This is a genomic window from Desulfothermus naphthae (assembly GCF_054657475.1).
Genome location: NZ_BAAHYQ010000001.1, coordinates 1,387,113 through 1,410,182 on the forward strand (window position 1 = coordinate 1,387,113; position 23,070 = coordinate 1,410,182).

Sequence of the window (23,070 nt, forward strand, 5' to 3'; positions counted from 1 at the left end):
ATATAGCAAATAGCATTAAGAATTAGGCTTGGTAAAATTTCCAGTTACGCTCTCTCCATCAGGAGTTGTTACTGTAATAGTTATCTGATTGTTACCGCTACCACCACCGCTACAAGTTAGAGTGTAACCATCATAACCGTCCATTTTAACGGAACTATTACAGTTGGCTACATCTAACTCGTTCCAAGTAGCATTGGCATCCCCATTATTTTTTAAAAGTTTTTGCGCATATTCCATAGACAATGCAGACTGAGCACTAGCCACAAGATTTTGAGCTGCTTTTTTCTTTGCCTCTTCTTGCAAACCGATAAATTTTGGTACCGCAACTGCTGCCAAAATCCCCAAGATAATAAGCACTGCAATAATTTCAATTAGTGTAAAACCCTTTTGCCTGTTTTTTCTCCTGTCCATAAAAACCTCCTTGATCTTATTTTATTTTTTATATTAATATTATTTACCTCATTTATTGACACTATATATATATTGATTAATGATGTCAAATAAAAAAGACAGTTTTAAAAATAGCAAAAAACCCCTTATAATGAATATAATTTTAACTAAAGTCTCATTTAAAAGCAACAAAAAAAATTTATTAACAGGTATTTTAATAGGAAATAACCAGTCCTCTAAAGACTCAGCGGCCTTAATTGTATGTCATGGATTTTCAGGCACAAAAGAAGGTGGTGGCAAGGCCATATCCATGGCAAAATACTTTTCCTCCCACAATATAACCACCCTGTTATTTGATTTTTCTGGAAATGGTGAGAGCGATGGTAAATTTGAAGATATAACTCTAAGTGGGCAGATACAAGACCTAAATGTCGCTATTAATTTCATAAAGGACCTTGGCTTCAATAAAATTTTTGTCATGGGAAGGAGTTTTGGGGGCACCACTGCAATATGTTATACTGGATATCACAAACCTCACTATGTGAAAGGAGTAATATGCGTAAATTCTGTAGCCAGACCTTATGAATTATTTTCTAAGGTTAGGACCAAAAGGGATGGTGACAAAGTTGTTTTAAAGGCAGATGAAAAGCAAGTTATTATTAAAAATGATTTTTTTGAGGACTTAAAAAAATGGGATATATTATCCCTGGCAAAAAAAATATCACCAATACCTCTATTGATTATACAGGGTGATAGAGATGAGGTAGTTGATCCAAAGGAGGCACAAATGTTGTATAATAGTGCAAGAGACCCAAAAGAATTAAAAATAATAAAGGGTGGTGACCATACATTTACTGATAATTATAAGCCCATGTGGGAAGCTACCCTTAAATTTATTTTAAAATTATCAAATTAAATATTACATAAACATAGCTTCTCTATTACTAACATAAATAAAAACCAAAAAAAGCACAAATATAATATGCACACCAAAGGCTCCTACAAGAGGTGGAACTATACCATGTTTTCCTAAAATTGTTCCAACTACAAATAGCCCATAAAATAAAAAGGTAATAACTAACGAGATTGCAAGATTTACAGGAAGGTTTTCACATTTTCTACCGATGTACACAGATAATATCCCCAAAACAATCAAAGACAAACTATATGATATTTTAGAGTACCACACTGTAGTTATTGACTCAACATTAGTACCTGTTACTTTTAATTCTTTAATAAGGCCCCTTAATTTCCATAATGGAATTGATTCAATGTCCTTAGATGTTATATTTAATATAACGTCCATGTCTTTGTCATATATCACAAAAGAATTTCTATTCTCCACAAAAAATTCATTAGGACGAGATAATAATACCTTTGATAGAACTAATTTGTCTTTTAATATTTTCACTTTTTTTGCTAAAAAAGCAGTCTTTATATTTGAAAAATTTGGATCTATTTCATAGATTTCTATGTGGGTACCTTCTCTTTTCTTGGTATCTAAAGTCCAAATATGGCCTATAAACTTATCTTTTCTAAACCAAAAATCCTTTATAATCTTATTTTTCCTGATTTTCTTTTTACCCAGGTTATCCCATATTTCATTTGTTTTATTAGTTGCAATTACTCCGACATATTGAGAAAAAAATAGATAAATAAGAGAAAAGAAAAAAGAATAAAATATTAAAAATAATATTACATTTCCAATAAATATACCCCCTCCTTCTAAGGCTTCCCATTCCCTATGTTTTTTCATTAAAGTAAATTGAATAATCAATGTTATAAAAAATACCAGTGGAAATATCTGGGATATTATTAATGGTATTTTCCACAAAAAATACTTTATAATAATTTCAAAAGGAACAGATTTATTTAAAAAATTATCCAGTCTATCAAATATATCTACTAAAAGATAAATTGATAAGCAGGATAAAATACATATACCAAGATAAAAAATGTTATTTTTTATAAGGTATTTGTGTATTAGTCTCATCAAAAAAATTAATTCCTTGTTGAAAATTTAATTTTCTCTTTTTCTGCAAGATAAAAAATCAAAAAAGTAGATACAAAAAATAAGATATTTGGTGTCCAGATTCCAACTGAGGGTATTAGAACTCCTCCTTCCACCAGACTCTTGCCCAGGGCAAAAAGTGCATAATAACCAAAAAATACAATTACAACAATAATAGTCCCATAGAACTTCTTCATTCCCTCTAAAATCCAACCAAGGGGTATTGCCAAAAAACCAAGTATTAAACATGATATTGGAATTGCTATTCGTTTATGTTTCTCTTCTATCAGTTCAGTGTAATAACTGGATTTATTTTGGGAATATTTTGATATCTTTTTCTGCAACATGTGATAAGACATGTATTTAGGCTTATCTGTATTGATTTTAAGAGATTTTAGAATTCTGTTTAAATCAAGTTTGATTTCATATTTTTTAAAGGAAATATATGATCCCTGCCCATCAAATGGTTTTTCATATATTTTACCATTTAAGATAGAAAAATATAAAACCTTTTTTTTGGGAAGCCACTTTAAAAACCCCTTTGGAGCAATAATTATTACCTTTTTCTCATTATCCAGCCCCTGTTTAATAAATATATTAGTCAAGACCTCGCTGTCTTGCGAGACATTTTGGGCATATATAACAAAACCTGGTAGTTTTAAATTAAACATACCTGGTTTTATAGAGAGCTTTGTCTTTTTCTGGGCAAGGTCTATTAAATAAGCGTTAAATCTATCCATACCCCATGAGATACCGTAAAAAGAAATATAGAAGTTGATCCCTGTAATGAGCAGCAGCATGAAAACGGGACATGGCAAGATATTGTAAAGGGACACCCCGCCACTTCTAAGTGCAACTAATTCATTATCTGTACTCATGCGCTGAAAGGTCAAAAATAGGGCAAGCATGCCAGCAACTGGCATGAGTACAAACAAAAAGAATGGGGATAAATACATTATCAAAAAAAATATATCTTTAAGTGAAATGTCTAAAGAGATAAGTATCTTACCTAGTTGAATAAGCCTTCCAATTAAAATAATTGAAATAAATACCGCAAGACACACAAAAAAGACCTGCAATATCTCAAAACACATCTTGCGGTATAGAAGTTTTAACTTCATAACTTATTTATCTTGTTTATCCTGTTTTAAAAAGACCCTTATTAAGTATTCCTCTTCTTTTGGATTTAGATTAAACCTAAAGGAAGCCTCTTTGATTAATTCTTCATCCTTTTTATTACCTTTGTTTTCAGAAATCCAGGTAATTGCATCCCTTAATTTTTTTTCTTCAGGTATAATAGTGGACATATTTTGCACCTCCTAAAAACTATAACTATTTTTTAACTCCACTTTTTGTTAAAATTTCAAATTACTAAGCCCCTTCCTTATTAATCATGTTGAAATAAAGAGTTAATCCATCTAACCAAAATTGGCAACCCCAACTTATCTCTAATGAAAATTTTGATAAATTTTTACTTTATTTTTTAGACTTTACCACTTAAACTTCACTTTAAATATTTTTTGACTACCTTTGAAGAATCACTTCACTTTAAATCCAGATAGATAACTGATATGGTTCTAACAACTTCGTCTGGAATAAATTTGTTTTTATAAATTCCTTAAGAAGGAGGAGAAGGATTAATGCTTTCTATAGACAGAAGGTTTTTTTCCAGCTTTAATTGGTCTCTTTTAGGGATTATTATTTTACTTTTTATAATAGGAGTAATAAATTTGTATTCTGCTAGTACTCTCAAGGTAAAATCTGGTATCAAATTAATTCCTTATTTTAAGAAACAGCTAATGTGGGGATCTATTGCTTTTATTGGTTATATCATTTTTTTGGCCTTAAATTATAGAAAATTCAGGCAAATGGTCCTTCCATTTTATATTTCAATTGTTATTCTTTTAATTTTAGTTCTACTTATTGGAAAGACAAATTATGGTGCAACAAGATGGTTGGATCTTGGTTTTTTTAATTTTCAGCCCACAGAATTAGTTAAATTAAGTATTATATTGTGGACAGCAAATTATTTATCAGAACAGGTGGGTCCTTTAGGTATAAAAGATTGTATTAAGATTGGCATTGTTATGGGAGTACCAGTTTTACTTATTGTAAAACAACCAGATCTTGGCTCGGGTATTAACGTGTTACTTTTAGTTGGAGGCATGATGTTGTTTTATGGAATTGAGAAAAGGATTTTAATATCAATTTTAATACTGGTAACTCTATTGTGTCCTATTGTCTGGAATCATATGCATGAATATCAAAAAGACAGAATTAGAGTGCTCTTTAACTCGGAAAAATATAAAAATAGTAAAGGATACAATATTATTCAATCTAAGATTGCTGTTGGATCAGGGGGTTTTTGGGGAAAGGGTTTTCTTAAAGGGACCCAAAGTAAACTAAGATTTTTGCCAGAAAAACATACAGATTTTGTGTTTGCTGTATTTGCAGAAGAATGGGGATTTGTGGGTTCTGTTTGTTTGGTTTCCCTATGTTGCCTGTTCTTATATCAGATAGCCAGAGTAATAGAACATGCAAAGGACAGTTTTGGAAGATATATTACTGTAGGTGTATTCTTTTATTTTTTCTGGCAATTCTTTATAAATATGGGAATGGTTCTCGGCATATTGCCAGTTGTGGGGATTCCCCTTCCATTTTTGAGTTATGGAGGATCCTCTTTAATAGTCAATTTTTGTCTCCTTGGATTGGTTTCTAATGTGTCAATGAGACGATTTGTATTTAAGGAATGATTCATTTATTATTTTTTCAAAAGTCTTTTTAGTATACAATTCTGGATATATATGAATTTTTAAGTTTAATGCATAAATTTTGAAATCTGTGAGTTCCATTAATTTAACAGCGTCTTTTTGGGTAGTTATTATGTCTGCCTTATATTTTAAGGCCAGTTTTTCCAAAAAGCAAATGTCCTTTTTAGTATATTTGTAGTGATCAGGATATTTGATAAATTTAATGGGTAATTTATTCATAAACTCTTTTGTAGTTCTATATACCTTATCTGAATTTCCTATTCCTACAATTAATATATACCTTTTGAGTATTTTTTTGTAAATAAAATTGAGATTTTTAGCGTCAGTAAGAGATGAAATTTTGGTTTTAAATAAAAAGATAGGTTTTTTATAAGTACCAAGTCTTTTCTTTACTATCTCTTCTACCTCTTCTCTTTTCTGTCCTGTTATGTTCACCATTAACACATTGGCCCTATTAATTGATTTTTCCCCCTCCCGCCATGAACCGTATGGAATCACCTTATTCCAATACCTGGTTAAATCATCTATAGTAAATAAGATGATATCTAAATGTCTTTTTAATTTTATATATTGAAAACCATCATCTAAAATAGCTATATCAGGCTTTAATTTTTTCCACGCAGCAAATATACCTCTTTCTCTTTTGGGATCTACCACTATATTTGCGAAGGGACATAGCCTTTTTAACATCAGTGGTTCATCCCCTGTAAAACAAACTGGATCTGTTTTTTTTACAAAGAAAGGATATTTCGGTGGTCTGCCTTTATATCCTCTGGTAATAAGAGTAGGTACTAAGTTTAGTTGATGAAAAAACTTTAAGAGATATTCACATAGAGGTGTTTTGCCAGTCCCACCCCAATTGATATTCCCTATGGAAATAGTAAACATGGGCGGCGAAACCTGTGAAATTAAATTTGATGTGTAATACTTATATCTCACAGACATACCTAATTGGTATATCCGTGAGAGGGATTTTAAAATGTTTTTCATAAATTTAATTAATCTCTGGAAGTACCAAGAAACCTGAGCAAAAGCAGAAATAGGTTTATAAAGTCCAGGTAAAGGGTGAGTGCACCTAAAATTGTGCCTTTTTGTAAAGTGGATTTTCTGTCTAAAGGAGCATTTTCTCCCATTTGTTTTAATTTTTGAGTATCATAAGCAGTGAGTCCTACAAATACAAGAATACCAATTACACTTATCAAAAATTCCATCTGGGTAGAATGGAAAAATATATTAATTAGAGAGGCAATAATCACCCCAATAAGTCCCATAAATAAAAAGCTACCCCAAGAGCTTAGATCTTTAGAAGTAGTAAATCCATAAAGAGACATTGTTCCAAACATTCCACTGCAAATAAAAAAAGTCTTCATTATAGATGTCTTAGTGTAAATGAGGAAAATTGTAGACAGGGTTATACCGTTTAAACCACTATAGAGTATAAAAAGTAGTGTCGCCACATTTGCAGATAATTTTGAGATGGCACCACTAATTGTCACAACTAAAATGAGTTCACCTATTAAAATGCCCATGAAAAGTAGTTGATTTTGCAAAAAAATTGATATTAGAACGGAGCTCGAGGAGATTACGTAGGAAAGGTAACCTGTGATCAATAGTCCAATACTCATCCAAAGGTACACTCCCCTTAAAAAGGTGTTAGTTGCTACCTGAGTTGTTGTGTAAATTTTTGGCTGAACCATATACATCCTCCTATTTTTTTATGTGTTAAGATGTACAATGGATTGTCATAAAACTAATAATCCCTAGAATTATACTTTGGAGAAAATAAATACCTAATCACATCTCTAACTATTGGCCCGGCTCCTGAAGCACCGTGTCCACCATGTTCAACTAAACAAACAATAACATAGCACCTGTTGCCTTTAATTGCAAATGATGCCATCCATGCGTGATCTCTCTTTTCATAAGAGATTTCTTCTACATCTTTTCCTCTGTCTTCATCTGATTTTATTGAAATGACCTGAGCAGTTCCTGTTTTGGCGCCTATAACAATACCCTTGGTTTTTAAAATAGTGGCAGTACCGTATCTTTCTTCTACCGTTGCAACCATAATTTTTTTTAGTTCATTTAAATAAGTTTGTCTCACTGGAAGTTTCCCCTGTAAATAAGTCCTTTCTCCATAAATAATCTTTGGTTTTAATATCTTTCCGCCATTTACAATTGAACAAATTAGCCTGGCAATTTGAATTGGAGTAACTAATACATACCCTTGACCAATTGAAACATTTAAAGTTTCTCCTTTTTGCCATGGCACATGAAATCTCTTTAATTTCCATTCTCTTGTTGGAATCAAGCCAGAATTCTCTCCAAGTAACTTTATTCCTGTCCTCTTTCCAAGTCCACACTGCTTGGCAAAATTAGCAATCCCATCTATGCCTAATTTTTCTCCGAGCTTGTAAAAATAAACATCACATGATTGCTTTATTGCTTCTTTAAAATTGACCCATCCATGACCCCATTTTTTCCAGCATCTAAATACACGATTTCCCAGTTTATAAAAACCAGGACAATATTCTCTATGTTTTTTTATATCTTTAATTTCATTCATTGCTAACATCGCTACAACTAATTTAAAAACAGAGCCTGGAGGATAAGCAGAAGAAATTGCCCTATTTTGCAATGGATGAAATTTATTTGACACTAATTTAATCCATTCCTTTTTAGAGAGACCTTTAGATAATTTGGTGGGATCAAAACTAGGAACACTAACCAAAGCCAGAATATCCCCTGAAAAGGGCTCCATTACCACACATGCACCAGCCTTATTTTCCATTTGTTTGTATATATAAGTTTCTAGATCAAAATCCAAGGTGAGCCTTAATGGCTTTCCCTGTTTCCCTCTTTCAACAACTTTTTCTGACAATATACGTCCCCAGGCATCCACTTCTAACTTCTTCTTACCCTTGATTCCTCTAAGATCTTTCTCGAATACCCTTTCAAGCCCTGCCTTTCCCACAATATCTCCTAGCTTTAAATAAGGAAATTTTATCAGATCCTTTTCTGATGGTTCTCCTACATATCCGAGCACATGGGCACCTATTTTTCCAAAAGGATAAACCCGCATTGGATGGGGAATAATTACCACTCCTGGCAGTTCACTTAACCTAACATCAATTTTACATATGTCTTCAAAAGAAAGATCTCTTAAAATAATAATTGGATTAAAGGGTTTTACACCCTTTTTTTTTCCAAGATTGAACATATTCATTAATTCATCTGTGTCTCTATTTATGAGATATGCCACCTTTTTAATTGAATTTTCACATTGATTTTCTTTATAACAATCTTCTCTAATTATACCTATTGCATATCCAGGTAAGTTCTGGGCAACAATTCTAAGATATCTATCGTATATAATACCACGAGGTGTATATATATCTTCAAATCTAATTCTATTTTTTTTTGATAATAGATTATAATAACTTCCTTTTAATATTTGCAAATGCCAAAGACGAATGATAACTAATAAAAATAAAATAAAAATACATATGTATATAATTTTCATCCTATCAGAGATAATATCTTCTCCATTTTTATTATACATGAACGATAATTCCCTAACCTTTAAACTAAATCTATTTCTGTTCTTTTAAAAAAATATTTATTATAAAAATATGAATAAATCCACCACAATAAGGGAAATGATATAAAATTTTTAAAACTTATAGAATAAATAAAATAAGGATCTATATAAAGATCTGAAAGATTAGCTATTGTGGTTATAGACAAATAATAAATTGGAAAGAATATAAAAGATAAAAGAATTATAAAAAAAATACTTTCAGGTTTAAAGAATTCTTTAAGAAAAAAATAAAAAGAAATTAGGCTCATATAGTATAAAAGTATACTTCCAAAAGGCAAATCTGTATATCCTTCTAAAATTAATATACACAATAAGCCATATAATAACCCACTTAAATATTTATTCTTTTGTAAAAACAAAATTATTGCTGGAAGATATGGGTCTGTATGGAAATAAGACTTAAATAAAATACCAAAAATTAATAGTATGAACCACCAAACAAAATCCAATAACATTATTTGTGTAAAACCTTGTTATTAAAGCTTAAATTAATAACCTTTTTAATTTTTTTTCAAATTAGTTTAGTTTCATAGTGGCACCTGGATTATATTTAATTAAATATTTACGCAGTTCTGTTTTTTTGCTTCAGCTTAGTCGAGTACTTTTTTGGCACATAAAATTCTCTGATACACAGAAATAGTTAAAAGCAGGTTGTATAATATCGTACCGTACAAAAGCAAAGTATTGTGGTTAAATAAAGGTAACAAAAGGGTTAATATCAAAATAAATATAACTCTTTTGGCTCGTTCCATTAATCCCACATTACATGTGCCCCCAAGCCCTTCTATCCTAGCCTTGGTGTAACTAAATAAAAGGGTTAAACACAGGGCTATAAACAATAAGAGTGTCAAGAGGATTCTATGTTGTGTGTGTAATGCAATTATCCAAAGGCCCAAAAGGTAGAAAAAATCAGATAACCTATCCACCGTGGAATCTAAAAATGCTCCGAACTTTTCTATGCGGCCTTTATTACGAGCAAATTGACCATCCAGGCTATCACAGATTGCAGATAGTAAAATCAACATAGCTCCTAGGTATTCTGAAAGATAAAAACCTAAAGGTACAAATAAGGCTACAATTCCCCCTAGTATAGTTATTCTATTGGGATTTATATCTTTTTTTTTAATTTTGGATAAAATAAACCTTTCCAAAACAGTGTAATAGATGTTTCCTAAAAAACTGTTTCTAAGAGACATCATTCCTCCTTTTATGCTATTTTAAACCTTTTTTCCAAATACTACCATATAAATTACACTTTCTTCCTCCCCATCCAGTCCAACTAATTGATTGACTTCATCATCAAAAAATGCCCCTACAGGACAACTTCCTAGAGTCATTGCTTCTCCTGCTATTATCATGTTCTGGGCTATGTGACCTGCGTCAAGTAGAATATATCTGAGACCTCGGTGTCCATATTTTGCCATATTGCGTCTAAAAATTGCTGACATAATGACTGTAAAACTCCCTTTAGCAACAAAATCCTGTCTGGCGCATGCGTAAATTAGTTTATTACTAAAATCTCCCTTTTTTATTAATTCCAACACATGATCTTTTGGAAAGTAATGATATATGCCCTTGTCAAGTCCCTGAACATTAAAAGAAACAATGTATATTTCAATGGGATAAAGGGCTCCTGCAGAAGGGACATTTCTATAATAAAACTTGCCTCTTTTCTCTCTAACTCCGTATCCTGCCCATAGAATCGTTGATAGTTCTTTTAATGGTATTACCTGATCTTTAAATTCTCTCCAGGATCTTCTTTTGTTAATTATGGATAATAAATCAACATTTAACCGACGGTGAGTGGGAAGAATATAAATTTTAGAATTTGGATAACTTTTAAAAACACCAGCGGGGGATATCCTGGATTTTTTTAAAGAGTGAATTTTGTCTCTTCTAAATTTTGTCTTTTGAATATATTGCCAACCCAGACTATTTTTTAATTCTGGCATGATTATTCCTTATGTTAAAAACTATTGGTACCCTTGTTTATAAGTCAATTTTTTTCAATTTCTTGATAAAATTTTTAAGAAGAATTGACCAGAGAATGATATATGAAATACCGGCAAACACTATCCAGATAATGTAATGATTTTTTCCAGATACAATAATGTTGTGTAGGGATCCGGCTAAAAATATACACAAGATCAAATCTGGAAATACACCTATAAGGGTACCCAATAAATATTTGAAAAATTTTATATCTGATAGTGCGGCAGTTACACTTATTACTGTATACCCAATGGGTAACATCCTTAAAATAGCGATTGAAGTGAGACCATCTTCACTAATAATTTTATTCAATTTTTTTATTTTTTTCTTGGAGAGCAAATACTGTTTGGCGCTGGTTCCAAGAGATCTCACAATAAAAAAAGTAACAACGGCACTTAAAAAACATCCAACTAGAGAAATTATAAGACCTTTTACAATACCAATAAAAAGGGCTGTGGCAGTGGATAAGACTGTGACTGGAAACATGGTCATACCAGCCACGATAAATGCAAACAGAAGTGATGGATATAAAAAAGGCGACCTTTGCATTTTCAATAATAGGTTCCTCAAGTTCTGGGGTTCAATAAAATGGGAAAAAGGAGGAATGTGCCATAAAAAGGCAAAAATAATGATAAATAGGGCAATAAGCAACACTGAGTATTCGCCCTTTTTCATTGGATATTACCTCATAATTATCTATAATGAACATAAAGAAGGAAGTAAGTGTAACTCTCTTACCCTTTCTACTGTCTTGTCTACATGCCATCCACTTATTTAAAGTTAAAATGATTTTCTCACTCACATTTCCAATGTCCTTACATCCGTCCAACTTTGAGAAAGACATTGTTTTGAGAAAGCTAGCAATAGGGGAAAAAAAGGTCAATTAAATATTTTGATCTCTTATTTTTGCAAGATTAAAGGAAAGGTAAATCAGATTAGTAGAAAAATCTACATAATCAACTATTACATCTTTTGGAACTAAAATCCTGGCAGGGGCAAAATTTACAATAGCCTTGATTCCAGCCTCAACAATATGATTTGCAGCCCTCTGTGCCCTATCCGGCGGTGTAGTCAAAATGGCAATCTCTATGTTGAGTTCTTTTGCCTTTTCTCTTATGCGCCTAGTACAAATAATTTCTAATTCACCAACCTTTTCTCCTATTTTAAATGGATCACAGTCAAAAGCACCTACGATCCTAAATCCCCTGTAGAAAAGCGCTTTGTGTCTCATTATTGCGCGACCTAAATTACCCATGCCCACAATGGCACAATTCCAAACATGATCAAGGCCTAAAAAGTGTTTTATTGAACTGATTAAATCCTTTATAATATATCCAACTCCTCTAACTCCAAACTCTCCGAAATAAGCCAAATCTTTTCTTATTTGAGAAGGATTCACTCCACACAGAGACGCCAGTTTACTCGATGAAACAACATCTTCACCCTCCTTGGCTAAATCTTCTAACACCTGGAGATAAATAGCCATTCTATATATGGTAACTTTAGGAATTTTCTCTTTTTTCATCATTGTAATATTGGTGTTTGAGAAAAAAATCACAAATTAATAACAAAAAAAGAGGGGGACTTTGTCCCCCTCTTATGTTTTTTTAAATCCATTATAGATATGGGTTAGCAAAGAGTATAATTAAATCAATAACAAGAGTATAAATAGCCAGAGACTCAATCATTGCAAGACCAATGAGCATTGTTACTGTGATTTTTCCACTAACGTCTGGATTTCTGGCAGTACCTTCACATGCGCCTCTTAGACCAAAACCCATTCCAATTCCACATCCAAGGGCGGCAAGACCCATACCAATTGCAGTACCAATGGCAATCATTGAAACTACTTGAGGTGCAACAGTTCCCTCAGCTGCAAAGGCCGCAGAAGCAGCACAAAGAACAGCTACTACATTTAAGAGAGTGAACAAAACCTTACGCATAACCAAACTCCTCCTTCTAAAAATTATATTTTGTTAAAAAGGCCTACTAAGACCATTTCCCCCTAAAAAATTAATGTGCCTCTTCAAAGGTCATCTTGAAGTAAATCATTGACAACATAAAGAATATAAAGGCCTGAATTGTATCAGCTAGTCCATATAAAAAGTATATTGGCAAAGTAGCTACAACTGGAAGCAACATAAAGAAAAGCATTAGAACCAATTCTTCACCAAATATATTTCCAAAAAGACGAACAGTGAGAGAAAGTGGCCGTGCCAGGTGGCTCAAAATTTCTATAGGCAACATTAAAGGAATCAACCAGGCAATTGGACCTGTAAAATGTTTGATATACTTCGCACCATGTTCTTTTATTCCCAAAATATTGTACCAAATAAACACGGTGAGTGCCATTGCAGCATTGGTGTTTAAATTCGCTGTGGGGGCATTACACCCTGGAAAAAGGCCAATAAAATTACAAAATAAAATAAAAATAAAAAGTGTCATAAGGAGCGGGAATACTCTCCCACCTTCAGGGCCCATATTTTCATACACAAAATCTTCCATGCCGCCTACTATAATTTCCCAAAAATTCTGGAGCCCCCTTGGCACCATAGATAACCTCCTGGTCCCCAACCAGGCAAGGCAAATCAAAATTAACATTACCAGCCAAGTATAAAGGATGTGCTGAGGGACTAAACTATGACCGTGCTTATCTACAAGTCCCAAAAGATCCATTAGTTTTTCAAGAAGTAATACGTGAGGAGCTACTTCTGACATAACCATCTGCCTCCTTGTGGTTAGTGGTAATAATATATTTTACTATCCAAAAAATTGTACCCATTACTATTGTTGAAAGCCCTATTACAAGGGGATAAATTGGCATTTTCAGAAAAACTATAGTTATCAACAAAATTATTCCTGTAAAAATCAATTTGGAATAAAAACTAACTAACAAAGAAAAAATAGATGATTTAGCGTCTTTATTCACAACCAAATGGGGCAAAATTCTAGCCAAAACTATAAAATTCAAAGATACTAGTAATCCTCCAATTAAAAAGGAACAGGCCCACTTAAGGCCCTGAAAAAGAGTAAAGTATAAAATACCACTTATAAGAAGAATAAATTCTACCATTATTATCCACTTTATCACAGGTTCTGTAGCTTCACGAGGAATTTGAAAATTATCTGTTTTTTTTATTTTTCCTTTTTGTGTTTGCGATGCCATGAATTCCTTTAATCTCCATATACATATTTTTATAACCAGCCGCTATTCCAAAGAGTAAAAAAATTATTGTCATAATCGGCTTGGTGCCAAGCCATTTATCCAAAAAATAACCTATAGCTAGCCCCACAAAAGTTGCTGTAACCAGATGAATTCCAACAATACTTGCTTTCATTAAACTACTTATATATTCGTTATCCCACTTTTTTAAAAACATCCCTTGTTCCTTCGTTCACAAACTTCTTAAAACCTCTTAGCACAGCAAAAAAACAAAGTCAACTCAATGTAAAGTAAATAGCAAAATTCTTATATGTTAACAAGTGTAAGGACTTAGAAGAATTAGATAAAGACGCTTACAAAATCTCTATTGTTGTTATATTTGGAAATGATAATGAAAAAATTATTTGATAAAAGAAAAAAAATGGTATAAACATTATACTTAGGTGTCTAGGTAAAGGCGTATTAAATGAACTAAATGAAGAAATCTCTGATTAAAAAATAGTAGGAGGTAAAAAATGGGAAAGGTTAGAGAAATTACTTTAGTCTCAATTATCTGTGTGCTGGTTATAATTTCAGGTTGTTCTCTTTTTAAAAAGAAAAAAGTAGTTACTACTGCTCCTGAACAAAAAGTTGTTACACCTAAAGAGGTTGTAAAGACCAAACCAAAACCACAACCAATTGTTCAGAAAAAATCTCCTCCACCACCAACCCCAGAGGAAATATACAGAATGAATTATCACAAGCTGCCAACATCTCACACTGTGGTAAAAGGAGAGTGCTTATGGTGGATTGCAGAGTATAAACAGATCTATAATGACCCCTTTATGTGGCCTTTAATTTATAAGGCAAATAGAGACAAAATTAAAGATCCTGATTTGATTTACCCTGGTCAGGTATTCAGAATTCCAAGGGAATTTTCTTTAGAAGAATTAAAAATAAGCAGAAAGTCTGCTGGGGCACCTCGGCCATATCTTCCACCAAAAAATGCAAATATCCCAGCTAATTTGAGGGTAAAGCTTAACTGGGAATTTTAAAAAAGTTCCAGTTATTACCCGCCTTACAATTAAAAGGGGTCGTGCATGACCCCTAGTGTTACAAACATGCTTTTGTAATTTTTTAATTAGGATTCAAAAAGATCTCGTGCATTTATGGGATCTTCGAAATTCTTTCTACAGAAACATCAATGAGGTAGGAGCAAAGTATGAGTTATTCATTTTTACATCTAAAATCTTTAGGTACGCGTCTTGAATTAGTAAATCCTGAAAAACCTAATCTTTTCAGAGAATTATATCCTTATAAAAAAGTCTGTAGAATCAGTTTTGATGATACCTTTGTATTGCCAAGACCTGCCGAGCCAATGGTTATAACAGACACTACTTTTAGAGATGGGCAACAGGCACGTCCTCCTTATACGGTAGAACAAATCAGCAAAATATTTGACTTTCTCCACGAACTGGGGGGCAGAAGTGGACTTATCAGACAATCAGAATTTTTTCTCTATTCAAAAAAGGACAAAAAAGCGGTAGAAGAATGTCTGGCTAAAGAATATAGGTATCCCCAAATTACAGGCTGGATAAGATGTAATAAGGATGATTTAAAGTTGGTGAAACAAATGGGGTTAAAAGAGACAGGGATGCTTACTTCTGTCTCTGATTATCATATATATCTAAAGCTCGGCAAAGACAGAAAAAAGGCCATGGAGGATTATTTAGAAGTAATAGAAATGGCCTTAGAACTTGGAATTATTCCCCGTTGTCATTTTGAAGACATAACAAGGGCTGATATTTACGGTTTTTGTATCCCTTTTGCTCAAAAATTAATGGATCTTTCAAAGCAAAGTGGTTTGCCAGTGAAAATAAGGCTTTGTGATACAATGGGATATGGAGTACCTTATCCTGGTGCTGCTTTACCAAGAAGTGTTGGTAAAATCATCAGGGCATTTACAGATGAGGCAGAAGTCCCTGGGAAATGGCTAGAGTGGCATGGACACAATGATTTCCATAAGGCACTAATTAATGCCTCAACTGCCTGGCTTTATGGGTGCTCTGCAGCCAATGGGACATTATTGGGTTTTGGAGAAAGAACTGGGAATCCACCAGTTGAAGGGCTGGTAATTGAATATATATCGATTACAGGGGACGACGATGCCGCAAATACTCACGTAATAAGTGAAATTGCAGAATATTTTCAAAAAGAACTAAAATACAATATACCGCCCAATTATCCATTTGTTGGGAGAGATTTCAATGCAACTAGTGCGGGAATACATGTTGATGGACTTGTCAAAAACGAAGAGATTTACAATATTTTTGATACAAAACACATTTTGGGAAGGGAAGTTCCTATTATCATTACAGATAAATCAGGCCGTGCTGGAATTGCCTACTGGCTAAATCACCACCTTAAATTAACTGATGAGAAAAAAATCACCAAAAATCATCCAGCAGTGGGCAAAATCTATAAAAAAATTATGGAACAATACAATAGAGGTAGAACCACATCCATGTCCCATGAAGAGATGATGGCTCTGGCAAAGAGATATCTCCCGGAATTGTTTCCTTCAGAATTTGATTATCTCAAGGAAACTGCTCACAGAATTGCAGCCAAAATTATTAACAAGTTATGTGATGGTATAACAAAGTTAGATAAGGGAAGCATACAGGATAAATTTAGTGAGCTCTTGGTAAATTACCCATTTATTCAATTTGCTTATCTCACTGATCAAAATGGCAAGTTGTTCACCTGGGTAATAAGTCATCCTGAAGACAGGTCTAAGTTTAAACAATTGGTGGAAGGTGAAGATTTATCTGATAGAGAGTGGTTTAAGGTGCCTATGCAAACAGGGAAAATGTATATTACGGATTTCTACAGATCCGTTTATACTGGAAAATTGTGCCTTACTGTAGCCTCTCCCATTATTAATGAAGAAGGAGACATAATAGGGGTTTTTGGTGCTGATATTAGATTTGAAGAGCTTTTAAAAATACACAAGGAATTGGAAGAGGAGGAGCAATTAGAAGAGAGTCTATAATAAATTGGCTGGGTCAGAAAAAAAATTCTTTTAAACCAAAATCTGCAATTACACTTCAAGCGTAAGCAACTGATTGTTCTGCACAGAGGTAACTAGATATGGAGCTGTTATGTTAAACAAAAATAATCATACTTACTCTTTGTAACGCTGAAAAAAAGCAATCACATTTGCTCTCTATTACTTTACGTACAGCCACAAAGCGGCAGGGGTGTTTCCACTTCGCACATTTGTATGTGAATTCGGTCTTCTCATAGCCAGGTCTATTTTTAACCTTGGGCCCTTTCTGAGCTTCTAAAAGGTGAGTGAGTCGTTGCGTCTTAACCTTGATGAACTACAGTGCATGAGACCCTTTTAGGTAGTCTAAGAGTTCTCCATTAAAAAACGCAGAATCTGCATGTACAATAACTTTCCAGGTTCTCTTTGGAAGCTTGGCAAAGCACTCTTGCAAAAACTCAACACAAACATTGGCAGAATAAGCATCTCAGGCTCGAAACCAGTAGTGAAGACATTCCCGAGTCTCGGCAATAAAGCAAAGTAGCGAATGATATCCTCTTTGTCCTGGCTTCTTGGGGTTGTAGCCCTTCTCGGCACCTTCTAACAGTGCCATCATCAAAATCATGATAATGTCAGAAACTTTATATTGTGCAGTAGCCCCCCTTAATAGTAATGTGTTACTCAAGCATCTGGGAAGCTTCAGTTTGTCAGCGGACAGGCCCAGCAATACCATTTCAGCGTTGCCCGTAAGATTTTTTTCAGTGAACTTAACACGAAATCCACGCATAGAATCAGTGCCTTCTAATACTTCGTAATAGCAAGAATTTATACCATTAATTCACCATATTATCAAGTAAAATATCACTTTAAGTTGCAAATTTTAAGTATTTATTTATCTGAAAAGATAAAAGATGAGGAGGTTTTTTTAATTTTTTATTGTCAAGGGAAGCAATAGATAATGCTCCAATTAAAGAATTTGTCAAAATCACCTCATCCATACAAAACATCTCATCAGGGAAAATTTGTTTTTCAATTATTTTATATCCAAGGGTTTTCAAAAAATTTACAACTTTCTCAAGCATGATCCCCTTTAAAAAATATTTAGAATATGGCAGATAAGCAACGTCATTTTTAATTAAAATTATATTTGTTGAGTTTCCCTCTGAAATTGATCCATCAGGATTTAAGATAATTGCCTCTTCATAATTTTTGTCATGCGCCCATTTTCTTGCATTTTCATAATAGAAATAGTTTAAAGTTTTAAAATTTGCAATAGGCGTAAACCTTTGTTCAGGATAAATTCCAACATTTAGCCCCCATCTCACATTAAAATCTATTCTAGGTGTATATTCTCTAGCACTTACAATGAAAACATAGTCATAGGGTGGTGTATTTGTGGTTCCTTTTCCAGCAATTATTTTTACTGCTGATACCTTTTCTTTGAGTGCATTTTTTGAAATAAGTTCTTTAATTATTAAATGAAAATCAATTTTAGGAAATGGAAGGCCTATTAGTTTTTTCCATCCATTTTCTAGTCTCTTTAGATGTTCATCTAAAAATAAAATATTTTCTTTCTCCACTCGAATTGTCTCAAAAAGCCCCATACCGTATTGAAATGCAAGTAAATTGGCCTTGATTTGAGCTAAATTTTCTTGAACAAATTTACCATTTACCCATGCCCAGTTATTAAAAGGACTCTTTTTAGAAATTGATCTCTTTTTTAAAACAGAGAAAAAACTCTCACCTTTATGTAGGGTCTCTTCGTATTCCAATATAGGGTCTGAATCATAGACAATCCCCCCACCAACAGAAAATATGAGTTTATTCCCAATCACAGTAGCTGTTCTGATAGCAATGGATAGATCCATTGTATTGTGAAAGCTTATATAACCTATACTGCCTGTATAAATATGTCTTTTGTTTGGCTCTAATTCCTCAATTATCTCCATTGCCCTTATTTTTGGGCATCCTGTTATTGAACCTCCAGGAAAAGTTGCCTTGATCAAATCTATTGAATCTACGTCTTTAATTAATCTCCCTGTTATAATGGAAATTAGATGGAATACATTTTGGTATTTTTCTACCCTCTTATGCTCAACTACTTTTACACTACCAGGTTCGCACACCTTTCCTATGTCGTTTCTCAAAAGGTCTACTATCATAGAGAGTTCAGCATCATCTTTTATACTGTTTTTTAAATCATTTAACAATTGTTCATCCTGTGTTTTAGTTTTACCTCTAGGTCTTGTACCTTTTATGGGTCTTGTTTCTACATATCTTTGATTTTGAAATAAAAATCTTTCCGGAGATGTGGAGATAATTTGATGATCAGATGCATTTATGTATGCAAAAAATGGTGCTGGATTTAAATTAAATAATTCTATAAAAAATTCAAAAGCATCTCCATAAAAGGAACAAGTAAATCTCTGGGACAGATTAACCTGATATATGTGACCCCTGACAATATAATCTTTTATCTTATTTATTGCATCTATATATTCGTCTTTAAGAAAATTTGAATATAGTTTACTATCTGAATAAAATCCCTTTGTCTCTATTTTTTTTGAACTTATTATGTTTAATATTTCATTTTGATTAAATATATATTTATTATCATTGATATTAAATTTAGGCGTAATCAAATAAATATGTTTTGTTTTAATATCTTCAATAATAACATATTTTGGACAATATAAAACTATATCTGGAAAATGTAAATCATCAATACACAGTGATGGTAAATCTTCAATTTGATCTTTAAGATCATAAGATAAATATCCAAGTAGTCCATATTTAAAAGGTGAATTAAAGGTGTTTATGGTATCATCAAATTCAAAATGTTTAATAATCTGCTTTAATACAATAAAAGGAGAACTTTTAAATGTAAACCTGTTATTATTTATAGTTAGCTGTATTTGATCTGTTTTAGTCTTGATTTTGATCCATGGTCTTATTCCCATAATATTAAAATTTGCGCAGTCGTGATCTCCTCCGCTAAGGAGTAATACAAAGCCAGCTTCATTAGAAAATTTTTTTGCTATGTCCAAAAAATTTAAGTTATTATCAATTGTGGTTATTTGTAAGTTGGTTATTTTAGGAATGTTTTTAAGATATTCCATAGACACTCCTTGGTTATTTATAACTTATATACTTAAGAAAATTTTTAGCGAGTTTTTGTCCATATTCAGTTAAAAAGCTCTCAGGATGAAATTGTACTCCAAACAATGGATAATCTGGATGGCTAATGGCCATAATTACTCCATCTTCAGATCTAGCATCAACTTTAAGGGGAGTTGTTTTTGGCATTTCAATACATAGAGAGTGGTATCTGGCTACTTTAAAGGGAGATGGGATATTTTTAAAAAGTCCCTTTTGGTTGTGATATGTTTTAGAAGTCTTTCCATGAACTGGAATGGGAGATTTAATTGTCTTTCCCATAAAACATTCGTTTATACACTGCATTCCAAGACAAACGCCCAAAATTGGTATTTTTTTATAGAAGTTTTTTATAACTTCTTTAGATATACCAGCATCTTTGGGTTCCTTTGGGCCTGGGGAAATAATAATTGCCTCGGGAGACATTTTTTTAATATCTGAAACTGTTATTTTATCGTTTCTATATACGGTTATATTTGAATACATTGTGGAGAAAAGCTGGACAAGATTGTAGGTAAAAGAATCGTAGTTGTCTATAAATAGAAGCATGGTAAAAGCCTCCGTATTTTTTATTGGTAATAAAAGAGGGGACCACCCATGAGCCTGGGTGGCCCCCTAGAGGCCTGACATAACTCATGTCCAAAACATTATTAGTTTTTTTTTTGAAAAAAAAACTTAATTTTTTTTTCAAAAAAGTCAATTTTTTCTCCATGCTCAAGTGAAAAGGATATTCCCACCACAATGAGAAAAGCTAGATAATTGCAAAAAAAATAAGAAATACTTTCCTTTCTGAAGAGTGAACACTATTAGAGTGTTGTTTTATTGTTATATATTTTTTATAAACAACTCAGACAAAAATTTTCCTGGTTATAGCTTACTTCATATGTTTTTAAGACCTGTTCTCCACATTTAGCACCCCCTATAAGAAAACAACAACATTTGTAAAGAATATCAAATAAAAAAAGAAGCTTTGTTAGGGCTAGCATAAAAACACAAAATAAGATATAAACCTTTTCGTTGAACCCAAAATGTATAAAAATATTTGGAGAAATTATGATGAAAAAAAATTACAAAAAAATATTACTCACGGTGTTTATTTTATTTATTTTTTTTACAAAGGGGTATTGTTATAAACTTTCTTATGCCAAAATTTGTGAGGACATAGTAAATGGTCAGCCTAACTTTTGCGGCGTCGTATTATCATCATCGATTAAAAAAATTTATTGTTATACTTTATTTGAACAAATTAAAAAGGAGAATTTTATCTATCATGTATGGTATTTTAGGGATAAATTGATGTCTAAAGTAAAATTAAAACTCAAACCACCAGTGTGGGCTACTTTTAGCAGGATATACATTAGGGAGTCTGATATTGGACCATGGCGAGTTGAAATAATTGATGAAAATGGAAAGTTAATTCATATATTGCGATTTAGCGTGGTGGAATAAAATGAATAAGTTATTAAATGTTATATTATCAACAATTACTTTAAAAGACATTCTAGATATTTTAATAAACAGCTATATTTTGTTCAGGATCTACGTGTTATTTTACGGAACCGCTATTTTTAGGGTGTTAATAGGGGTTGTGTTGCTCTTTATATGTCAAAGATTATCTTCATATGCTGGTTTAATTATGACCAGTTATATATTACAGGGAATTATTACTGTGGCCTTATTTGTTATAATTATTGGCTTTAGACACGAGTTAAGGGGTATCTTACAGACAAAGAAGATAGGAGATATTTTTTGGAGAGTTAAAATAAGACGTGTCAAAAAATCTCATTTATATGATGTTATTGGAAGTGTATTTTCCTTATCTGAAAAAAAAGTTGGTGCATTAATTGTAATACCTGGGAAAAATAGTGTAAATCCATTTATATCTGGAGGTGTGAAGATAGATTCATTGATAAGTAAGGAATTAATAGAAAGTATATTCATGTCCAAAGGTCCTTTGCATGACGGTGCTATTGTTCTTGAAGATGGAAAGATTCAAAAGGCGGGAGTTATTTTACCTTTATCTGAAAGGGAAGATTTGCCGCCATACTACGGCACAAGGCACAGAGCCGCTCTTGGATTGAGTGAGGTTTGTGACGCACTTGTTATTTTAGTCTCAGAAGAAAGAGGGAGTGTATCAATTGCTATTAGTGGAGAAATTTTTCAAATATACGATAACAAAGACCTGGATTTAATCTTGAATAGTCATTTAGGCGATAGAGTTAAAAATAAATCAAAAAAGGGTTATATATCTTATTCTTTTGCTGCCATTATGTGTTTTTTTATAGTTACTGGTGTGTGGTTTACTTTTACTAGAGGAGAAACTTCAATTGCATCATTAAATATACCTGTAGAGATTATGAAGGGATCGTCAAATATTGATATAGTAACTACTACTCCAAACACTATAAAACTAACATTAACTGGTCCTAGGGTCATTCTTCGTTCCATTAATAAAAATGATATTGATTTGTTTCTTAAAGTAAAAGATCAGGAACCAGGCACATATTTGTATGATATTACAGAAAAAAATATATCATTACCACCTGGTATAAAAATAGTAAAAATAGAACCTTCTAGGATAAAAATAAAATTAGATAAAATAGTTTCTAAGCTATTACCTATTCAAGTAGATTGGGCGGGTAAGTTGCCTAAAGATATTTTAATTCCTGATGTAAAAGTTGTTCCTGATAAAGTTCATATAATAGGTCCTAAGACTTTGTTAGATTCAATCTCCACTATTTACACAGAAAAAGTCAAAGTTGATAATATAAATAAATCAGGGAAAATAAATGTGGAACTTAAAATAAATCCAGCACTGAAGATAAAGGAACAATCGCATAAAATAAAAATTAAATACATTGTAAAAAAAAGGAATTAATCTGCTTTTTGGTGTTTATTTTTGATAATGGACTTGACTAAACACTTTGGCTGAGCTAGGACGGTCAAGAAGTGTAGGGGAGA

General features: G+C 32.4%; 25 protein-coding genes. 7 read left to right on the plus strand and 18 right to left on the minus strand.

The genetic code is table 11. The features are described from left to right. Nucleotides 1-15 precede the first annotated feature (15 nt). A complete protein-coding gene (locus tag ACYQ1E_RS06755; protein ID WP_459876928.1) occupies nucleotides 16-411 on the minus strand; it encodes a type II secretion system protein in 396 nt (131 codons plus the stop codon). Nucleotides 412-541: 130 nt separating this feature from the next. On the opposite strand from ACYQ1E_RS06755, the gene ACYQ1E_RS06760 reads away from it, so the two are divergent. Next, nucleotides 542-1,306, plus strand: a complete 765-nt coding sequence (locus tag ACYQ1E_RS06760) for an alpha/beta hydrolase (protein ID WP_459876930.1) — start codon at nucleotides 542-544, stop codon at nucleotides 1,304-1,306. Nucleotides 1,307-1,309: 3 nt separating this feature from the next. On the opposite strand, the gene ACYQ1E_RS06765 is transcribed toward ACYQ1E_RS06760, so the two are convergent. Genes ACYQ1E_RS06765 through ACYQ1E_RS06775 form a run of 3 tightly spaced genes read right to left on the minus strand, consistent with a single transcriptional unit; the run spans nucleotide 1,310 to nucleotide 3,708 of the window. Continuing rightward, nucleotides 1,310-2,383, minus strand: coding sequence for an LptF/LptG family permease (locus tag ACYQ1E_RS06765; protein WP_459878475.1), 1,074 nt, complete (start codon nucleotides 2,381-2,383; stop codon nucleotides 1,310-1,312). A gap of 8 nt (nucleotides 2,384-2,391) precedes the next feature. Next, nucleotides 2,392-3,522: an LptF/LptG family permease gene (locus ACYQ1E_RS06770; RefSeq protein ID WP_459876934.1), complete on the minus strand. Its 1,131-nt coding sequence runs from the start codon at nucleotides 3,520-3,522 to the stop codon at nucleotides 2,392-2,394. Nucleotides 3,523-3,525: 3 nt separating this feature from the next. Further along, the gene (locus ACYQ1E_RS06775) at nucleotides 3,526-3,708 is read right to left on the minus strand and encodes a hypothetical protein (protein ID WP_459876937.1); all 183 of its coding nucleotides are present in this window, start codon (nucleotides 3,706-3,708) and stop codon (nucleotides 3,526-3,528) included. 333 nt (nucleotides 3,709-4,041) lie between these two features. Here ACYQ1E_RS06775 and rodA point away from each other — a divergent pair, with 333 nt between their 5' ends. Continuing rightward, entirely contained in the window at nucleotides 4,042-5,154 is a 1,113-nt protein-coding gene (gene rodA / locus ACYQ1E_RS06780; RefSeq protein ID WP_459876940.1) for a rod shape-determining protein RodA, read from the plus strand. On the opposite strand, the gene lpxK is transcribed toward rodA, so the two are convergent. The 6 genes from lpxK to ACYQ1E_RS06810 all read right to left on the minus strand — a co-directional run bounded on the left by lpxK (nucleotide 5,125) and on the right by ACYQ1E_RS06810 (nucleotide 11,314). Next, complete coding sequence (lpxK, locus tag ACYQ1E_RS06785) at nucleotides 5,125-6,162, minus strand: tetraacyldisaccharide 4'-kinase (RefSeq protein WP_459876942.1); 1,038 nt, start codon at nucleotides 6,160-6,162, stop codon at nucleotides 5,125-5,127. The two genes, rodA and lpxK, sit on opposite strands and share 30 nt — an antisense overlap. Nucleotides 6,163-6,170: 8 nt before the next feature. Further along, the gene (locus ACYQ1E_RS06790) at nucleotides 6,171-6,875 is read right to left on the minus strand and encodes a Bax inhibitor-1/YccA family protein (RefSeq protein ID WP_459876945.1); all 705 of its coding nucleotides are present in this window, start codon (nucleotides 6,873-6,875) and stop codon (nucleotides 6,171-6,173) included. Nucleotides 6,876-6,922: 47 nt separating this feature from the next. After that, nucleotides 6,923-8,734 (minus strand): penicillin-binding protein 2, encoded by a 1,812-nt coding sequence (mrdA, locus tag ACYQ1E_RS06795; RefSeq protein WP_459876948.1) that lies wholly within the window; start codon nucleotides 8,732-8,734, stop codon nucleotides 6,923-6,925. A 629-nt stretch (nucleotides 8,735-9,363) separates the two neighbouring features. Next, the gene (locus ACYQ1E_RS06800; RefSeq protein ID WP_459876951.1) at nucleotides 9,364-9,969 is read right to left on the minus strand and encodes a CDP-alcohol phosphatidyltransferase family protein; all 606 of its coding nucleotides are present in this window, start codon (nucleotides 9,967-9,969) and stop codon (nucleotides 9,364-9,366) included. A gap of 21 nt (nucleotides 9,970-9,990) precedes the next feature. Further along, a complete protein-coding gene (locus ACYQ1E_RS06805) occupies nucleotides 9,991-10,725 on the minus strand; it encodes a SagB/ThcOx family dehydrogenase (protein WP_459876954.1) in 735 nt (244 codons plus the stop codon). A gap of 37 nt (nucleotides 10,726-10,762) precedes the next feature. After that, nucleotides 10,763-11,314, minus strand: coding sequence for a TVP38/TMEM64 family protein (locus ACYQ1E_RS06810; RefSeq protein ID WP_459876957.1), 552 nt, complete (start codon nucleotides 11,312-11,314; stop codon nucleotides 10,763-10,765). 55 nt (nucleotides 11,315-11,369) lie between these two features. On the opposite strand from ACYQ1E_RS06810, the gene ACYQ1E_RS06815 reads away from it, so the two are divergent. Further along, nucleotides 11,370-11,543: a hypothetical protein gene (locus tag ACYQ1E_RS06815; protein WP_459876960.1), complete on the plus strand. Its 174-nt coding sequence runs from the start codon at nucleotides 11,370-11,372 to the stop codon at nucleotides 11,541-11,543. 105 nt (nucleotides 11,544-11,648) lie between these two features. Here ACYQ1E_RS06815 and ACYQ1E_RS06820 read toward each other — a convergent pair whose 3' ends face one another. From ACYQ1E_RS06820 to ACYQ1E_RS06840, 5 genes are all read right to left on the minus strand, one after another. Then, complete coding sequence (locus ACYQ1E_RS06820) at nucleotides 11,649-12,290, minus strand: redox-sensing transcriptional repressor Rex (RefSeq protein WP_459876963.1); 642 nt, start codon at nucleotides 12,288-12,290, stop codon at nucleotides 11,649-11,651. 91 nt (nucleotides 12,291-12,381) lie between these two features. Next, on the minus strand, nucleotides 12,382-12,708 hold the full coding sequence (gene atpE / locus ACYQ1E_RS06825) for an ATP synthase F0 subunit C (protein WP_459876966.1): 327 nt from the start codon (nucleotides 12,706-12,708) through the stop codon (nucleotides 12,382-12,384). 70 nt (nucleotides 12,709-12,778) lie between these two features. Then, nucleotides 12,779-13,483: a F0F1 ATP synthase subunit A gene (gene atpB, locus ACYQ1E_RS06830; protein ID WP_459876969.1), complete on the minus strand. Its 705-nt coding sequence runs from the start codon at nucleotides 13,481-13,483 to the stop codon at nucleotides 12,779-12,781. Beyond that, nucleotides 13,449-13,931: an ATP synthase subunit I gene (locus tag ACYQ1E_RS06835; protein ID WP_459876972.1), complete on the minus strand. Its 483-nt coding sequence runs from the start codon at nucleotides 13,929-13,931 to the stop codon at nucleotides 13,449-13,451. Before ACYQ1E_RS06835 ends, atpB begins: the two co-directional genes overlap by 35 nt. Next, the gene (locus ACYQ1E_RS06840; protein ID WP_459876975.1) at nucleotides 13,888-14,145 is read right to left on the minus strand and encodes an AtpZ/AtpI family protein; all 258 of its coding nucleotides are present in this window, start codon (nucleotides 14,143-14,145) and stop codon (nucleotides 13,888-13,890) included. The genes ACYQ1E_RS06835 and ACYQ1E_RS06840 overlap by 44 nt, the downstream gene beginning before the upstream one ends. A 298-nt stretch (nucleotides 14,146-14,443) precedes the next feature. Here ACYQ1E_RS06840 and ACYQ1E_RS06845 point away from each other — a divergent pair, with 298 nt between their 5' ends. Beyond that, nucleotides 14,444-14,962, plus strand: a complete 519-nt coding sequence (locus ACYQ1E_RS06845) for a LysM peptidoglycan-binding domain-containing protein (RefSeq protein ID WP_459876978.1) — start codon at nucleotides 14,444-14,446, stop codon at nucleotides 14,960-14,962. 167 nt (nucleotides 14,963-15,129) lie between these two features. Further along, on the plus strand, nucleotides 15,130-16,959 hold the full coding sequence (locus ACYQ1E_RS06850) for a triose-phosphate isomerase (protein WP_459876981.1): 1,830 nt from the start codon (nucleotides 15,130-15,132) through the stop codon (nucleotides 16,957-16,959). A gap of 481 nt (nucleotides 16,960-17,440) precedes the next feature. Here the strand turns inward: ACYQ1E_RS06850 and ACYQ1E_RS06855 are convergent, their stop codons facing one another. The 3 genes from ACYQ1E_RS06855 to ACYQ1E_RS06865 all read right to left on the minus strand — a co-directional run bounded on the left by ACYQ1E_RS06855 (nucleotide 17,441) and on the right by ACYQ1E_RS06865 (nucleotide 20,658). Beyond that, a complete protein-coding gene (locus tag ACYQ1E_RS06855) occupies nucleotides 17,441-17,740 on the minus strand; it encodes a hypothetical protein (protein ID WP_459876984.1) in 300 nt (99 codons plus the stop codon). Between the two features lie 79 nt (nucleotides 17,741-17,819). Beyond that, entirely contained in the window at nucleotides 17,820-20,072 is a 2,253-nt protein-coding gene (pabB, locus tag ACYQ1E_RS06860) for an aminodeoxychorismate synthase component I (protein ID WP_459876987.1), read from the minus strand. 13 nt (nucleotides 20,073-20,085) lie between these two features. Beyond that, nucleotides 20,086-20,658, minus strand: coding sequence for an anthranilate synthase component II (locus ACYQ1E_RS06865; RefSeq protein WP_459876990.1), 573 nt, complete (start codon nucleotides 20,656-20,658; stop codon nucleotides 20,086-20,088). Between the two features lie 507 nt (nucleotides 20,659-21,165). Here ACYQ1E_RS06865 and ACYQ1E_RS06870 point away from each other — a divergent pair. After that, entirely contained in the window at nucleotides 21,166-21,558 is a 393-nt protein-coding gene (locus ACYQ1E_RS06870; RefSeq protein ID WP_459878478.1) for a DUF2914 domain-containing protein, read from the plus strand. A 1-nt stretch (nucleotide 21,559) separates the two neighbouring features. Then, on the plus strand, nucleotides 21,560-22,987 hold the full coding sequence (locus ACYQ1E_RS06875; RefSeq protein WP_459876993.1) for a diadenylate cyclase: 1,428 nt from the start codon (nucleotides 21,560-21,562) through the stop codon (nucleotides 22,985-22,987). The last annotated feature ends 83 nt before the right edge of the window (nucleotides 22,988-23,070 follow it).

Bases quoted from the DNA above. Each gene is read 5' to 3' on its own strand.
- ACYQ1E_RS06755 (WP_459876928.1), bottom strand. From the start codon at position 411: ATGGACAGGAGAAAAAACAGGCAAAAGGGTTTTACACTAATTGAAATT.
- ACYQ1E_RS06760 (WP_459876930.1), top strand. From the start codon at position 542: ATGAATATAATTTTAACTAAAGTCTCATTTAAAAGCAACAAAAAAAAT.
- ACYQ1E_RS06765 (WP_459878475.1), bottom strand. From the start codon at position 2,383: ATGAGACTAATACACAAATACCTTATAAAAAATAACATTTTTTATCTT.
- ACYQ1E_RS06770 (WP_459876934.1), bottom strand. From the start codon at position 3,522: ATGAAGTTAAAACTTCTATACCGCAAGATGTGTTTTGAGATATTGCAG.
- ACYQ1E_RS06775 (WP_459876937.1), bottom strand. From the start codon at position 3,708: ATGTCCACTATTATACCTGAAGAAAAAAAATTAAGGGATGCAATTACC.
- rodA (WP_459876940.1), top strand. From the start codon at position 4,042: ATGCTTTCTATAGACAGAAGGTTTTTTTCCAGCTTTAATTGGTCTCTT.
- lpxK (WP_459876942.1), bottom strand. From the start codon at position 6,162: ATGAAAAACATTTTAAAATCCCTCTCACGGATATACCAATTAGGTATG.
- ACYQ1E_RS06790 (WP_459876945.1), bottom strand. From the start codon at position 6,875: ATGTATATGGTTCAGCCAAAAATTTACACAACAACTCAGGTAGCAACT.
- mrdA (WP_459876948.1), bottom strand. From the start codon at position 8,734: ATGTATAATAAAAATGGAGAAGATATTATCTCTGATAGGATGAAAATT.
- ACYQ1E_RS06800 (WP_459876951.1), bottom strand. From the start codon at position 9,969: ATGTCTCTTAGAAACAGTTTTTTAGGAAACATCTATTACACTGTTTTG.
- ACYQ1E_RS06805 (WP_459876954.1), bottom strand. From the start codon at position 10,725: ATGCCAGAATTAAAAAATAGTCTGGGTTGGCAATATATTCAAAAGACA.
- ACYQ1E_RS06810 (WP_459876957.1), bottom strand. From the start codon at position 11,314: ATGCAAAGGTCGCCTTTTTTATATCCATCACTTCTGTTTGCATTTATC.
- ACYQ1E_RS06815 (WP_459876960.1), top strand. From the start codon at position 11,370: ATGTGCCATAAAAAGGCAAAAATAATGATAAATAGGGCAATAAGCAAC.
- ACYQ1E_RS06820 (WP_459876963.1), bottom strand. From the start codon at position 12,290: ATGAAAAAAGAGAAAATTCCTAAAGTTACCATATATAGAATGGCTATT.
- atpE (WP_459876966.1), bottom strand. From the start codon at position 12,708: ATGCGTAAGGTTTTGTTCACTCTCTTAAATGTAGTAGCTGTTCTTTGT.
- atpB (WP_459876969.1), bottom strand. From the start codon at position 13,483: ATGTCAGAAGTAGCTCCTCACGTATTACTTCTTGAAAAACTAATGGAT.
- ACYQ1E_RS06835 (WP_459876972.1), bottom strand. From the start codon at position 13,931: ATGGCATCGCAAACACAAAAAGGAAAAATAAAAAAAACAGATAATTTT.
- ACYQ1E_RS06840 (WP_459876975.1), bottom strand. From the start codon at position 14,145: ATGTTTTTAAAAAAGTGGGATAACGAATATATAAGTAGTTTAATGAAA.
- ACYQ1E_RS06845 (WP_459876978.1), top strand. From the start codon at position 14,444: ATGGGAAAGGTTAGAGAAATTACTTTAGTCTCAATTATCTGTGTGCTG.
- ACYQ1E_RS06850 (WP_459876981.1), top strand. From the start codon at position 15,130: ATGAGTTATTCATTTTTACATCTAAAATCTTTAGGTACGCGTCTTGAA.
- ACYQ1E_RS06855 (WP_459876984.1), bottom strand. From the start codon at position 17,740: ATGCGTGGATTTCGTGTTAAGTTCACTGAAAAAAATCTTACGGGCAAC.
- pabB (WP_459876987.1), bottom strand. From the start codon at position 20,072: ATGGAATATCTTAAAAACATTCCTAAAATAACCAACTTACAAATAACC.
- ACYQ1E_RS06865 (WP_459876990.1), bottom strand. From the start codon at position 20,658: ATGCTTCTATTTATAGACAACTACGATTCTTTTACCTACAATCTTGTC.
- ACYQ1E_RS06870 (WP_459878478.1), top strand. From the start codon at position 21,166: ATGAAAAAAAATTACAAAAAAATATTACTCACGGTGTTTATTTTATTT.
- ACYQ1E_RS06875 (WP_459876993.1), top strand. From the start codon at position 21,560: ATGAATAAGTTATTAAATGTTATATTATCAACAATTACTTTAAAAGAC.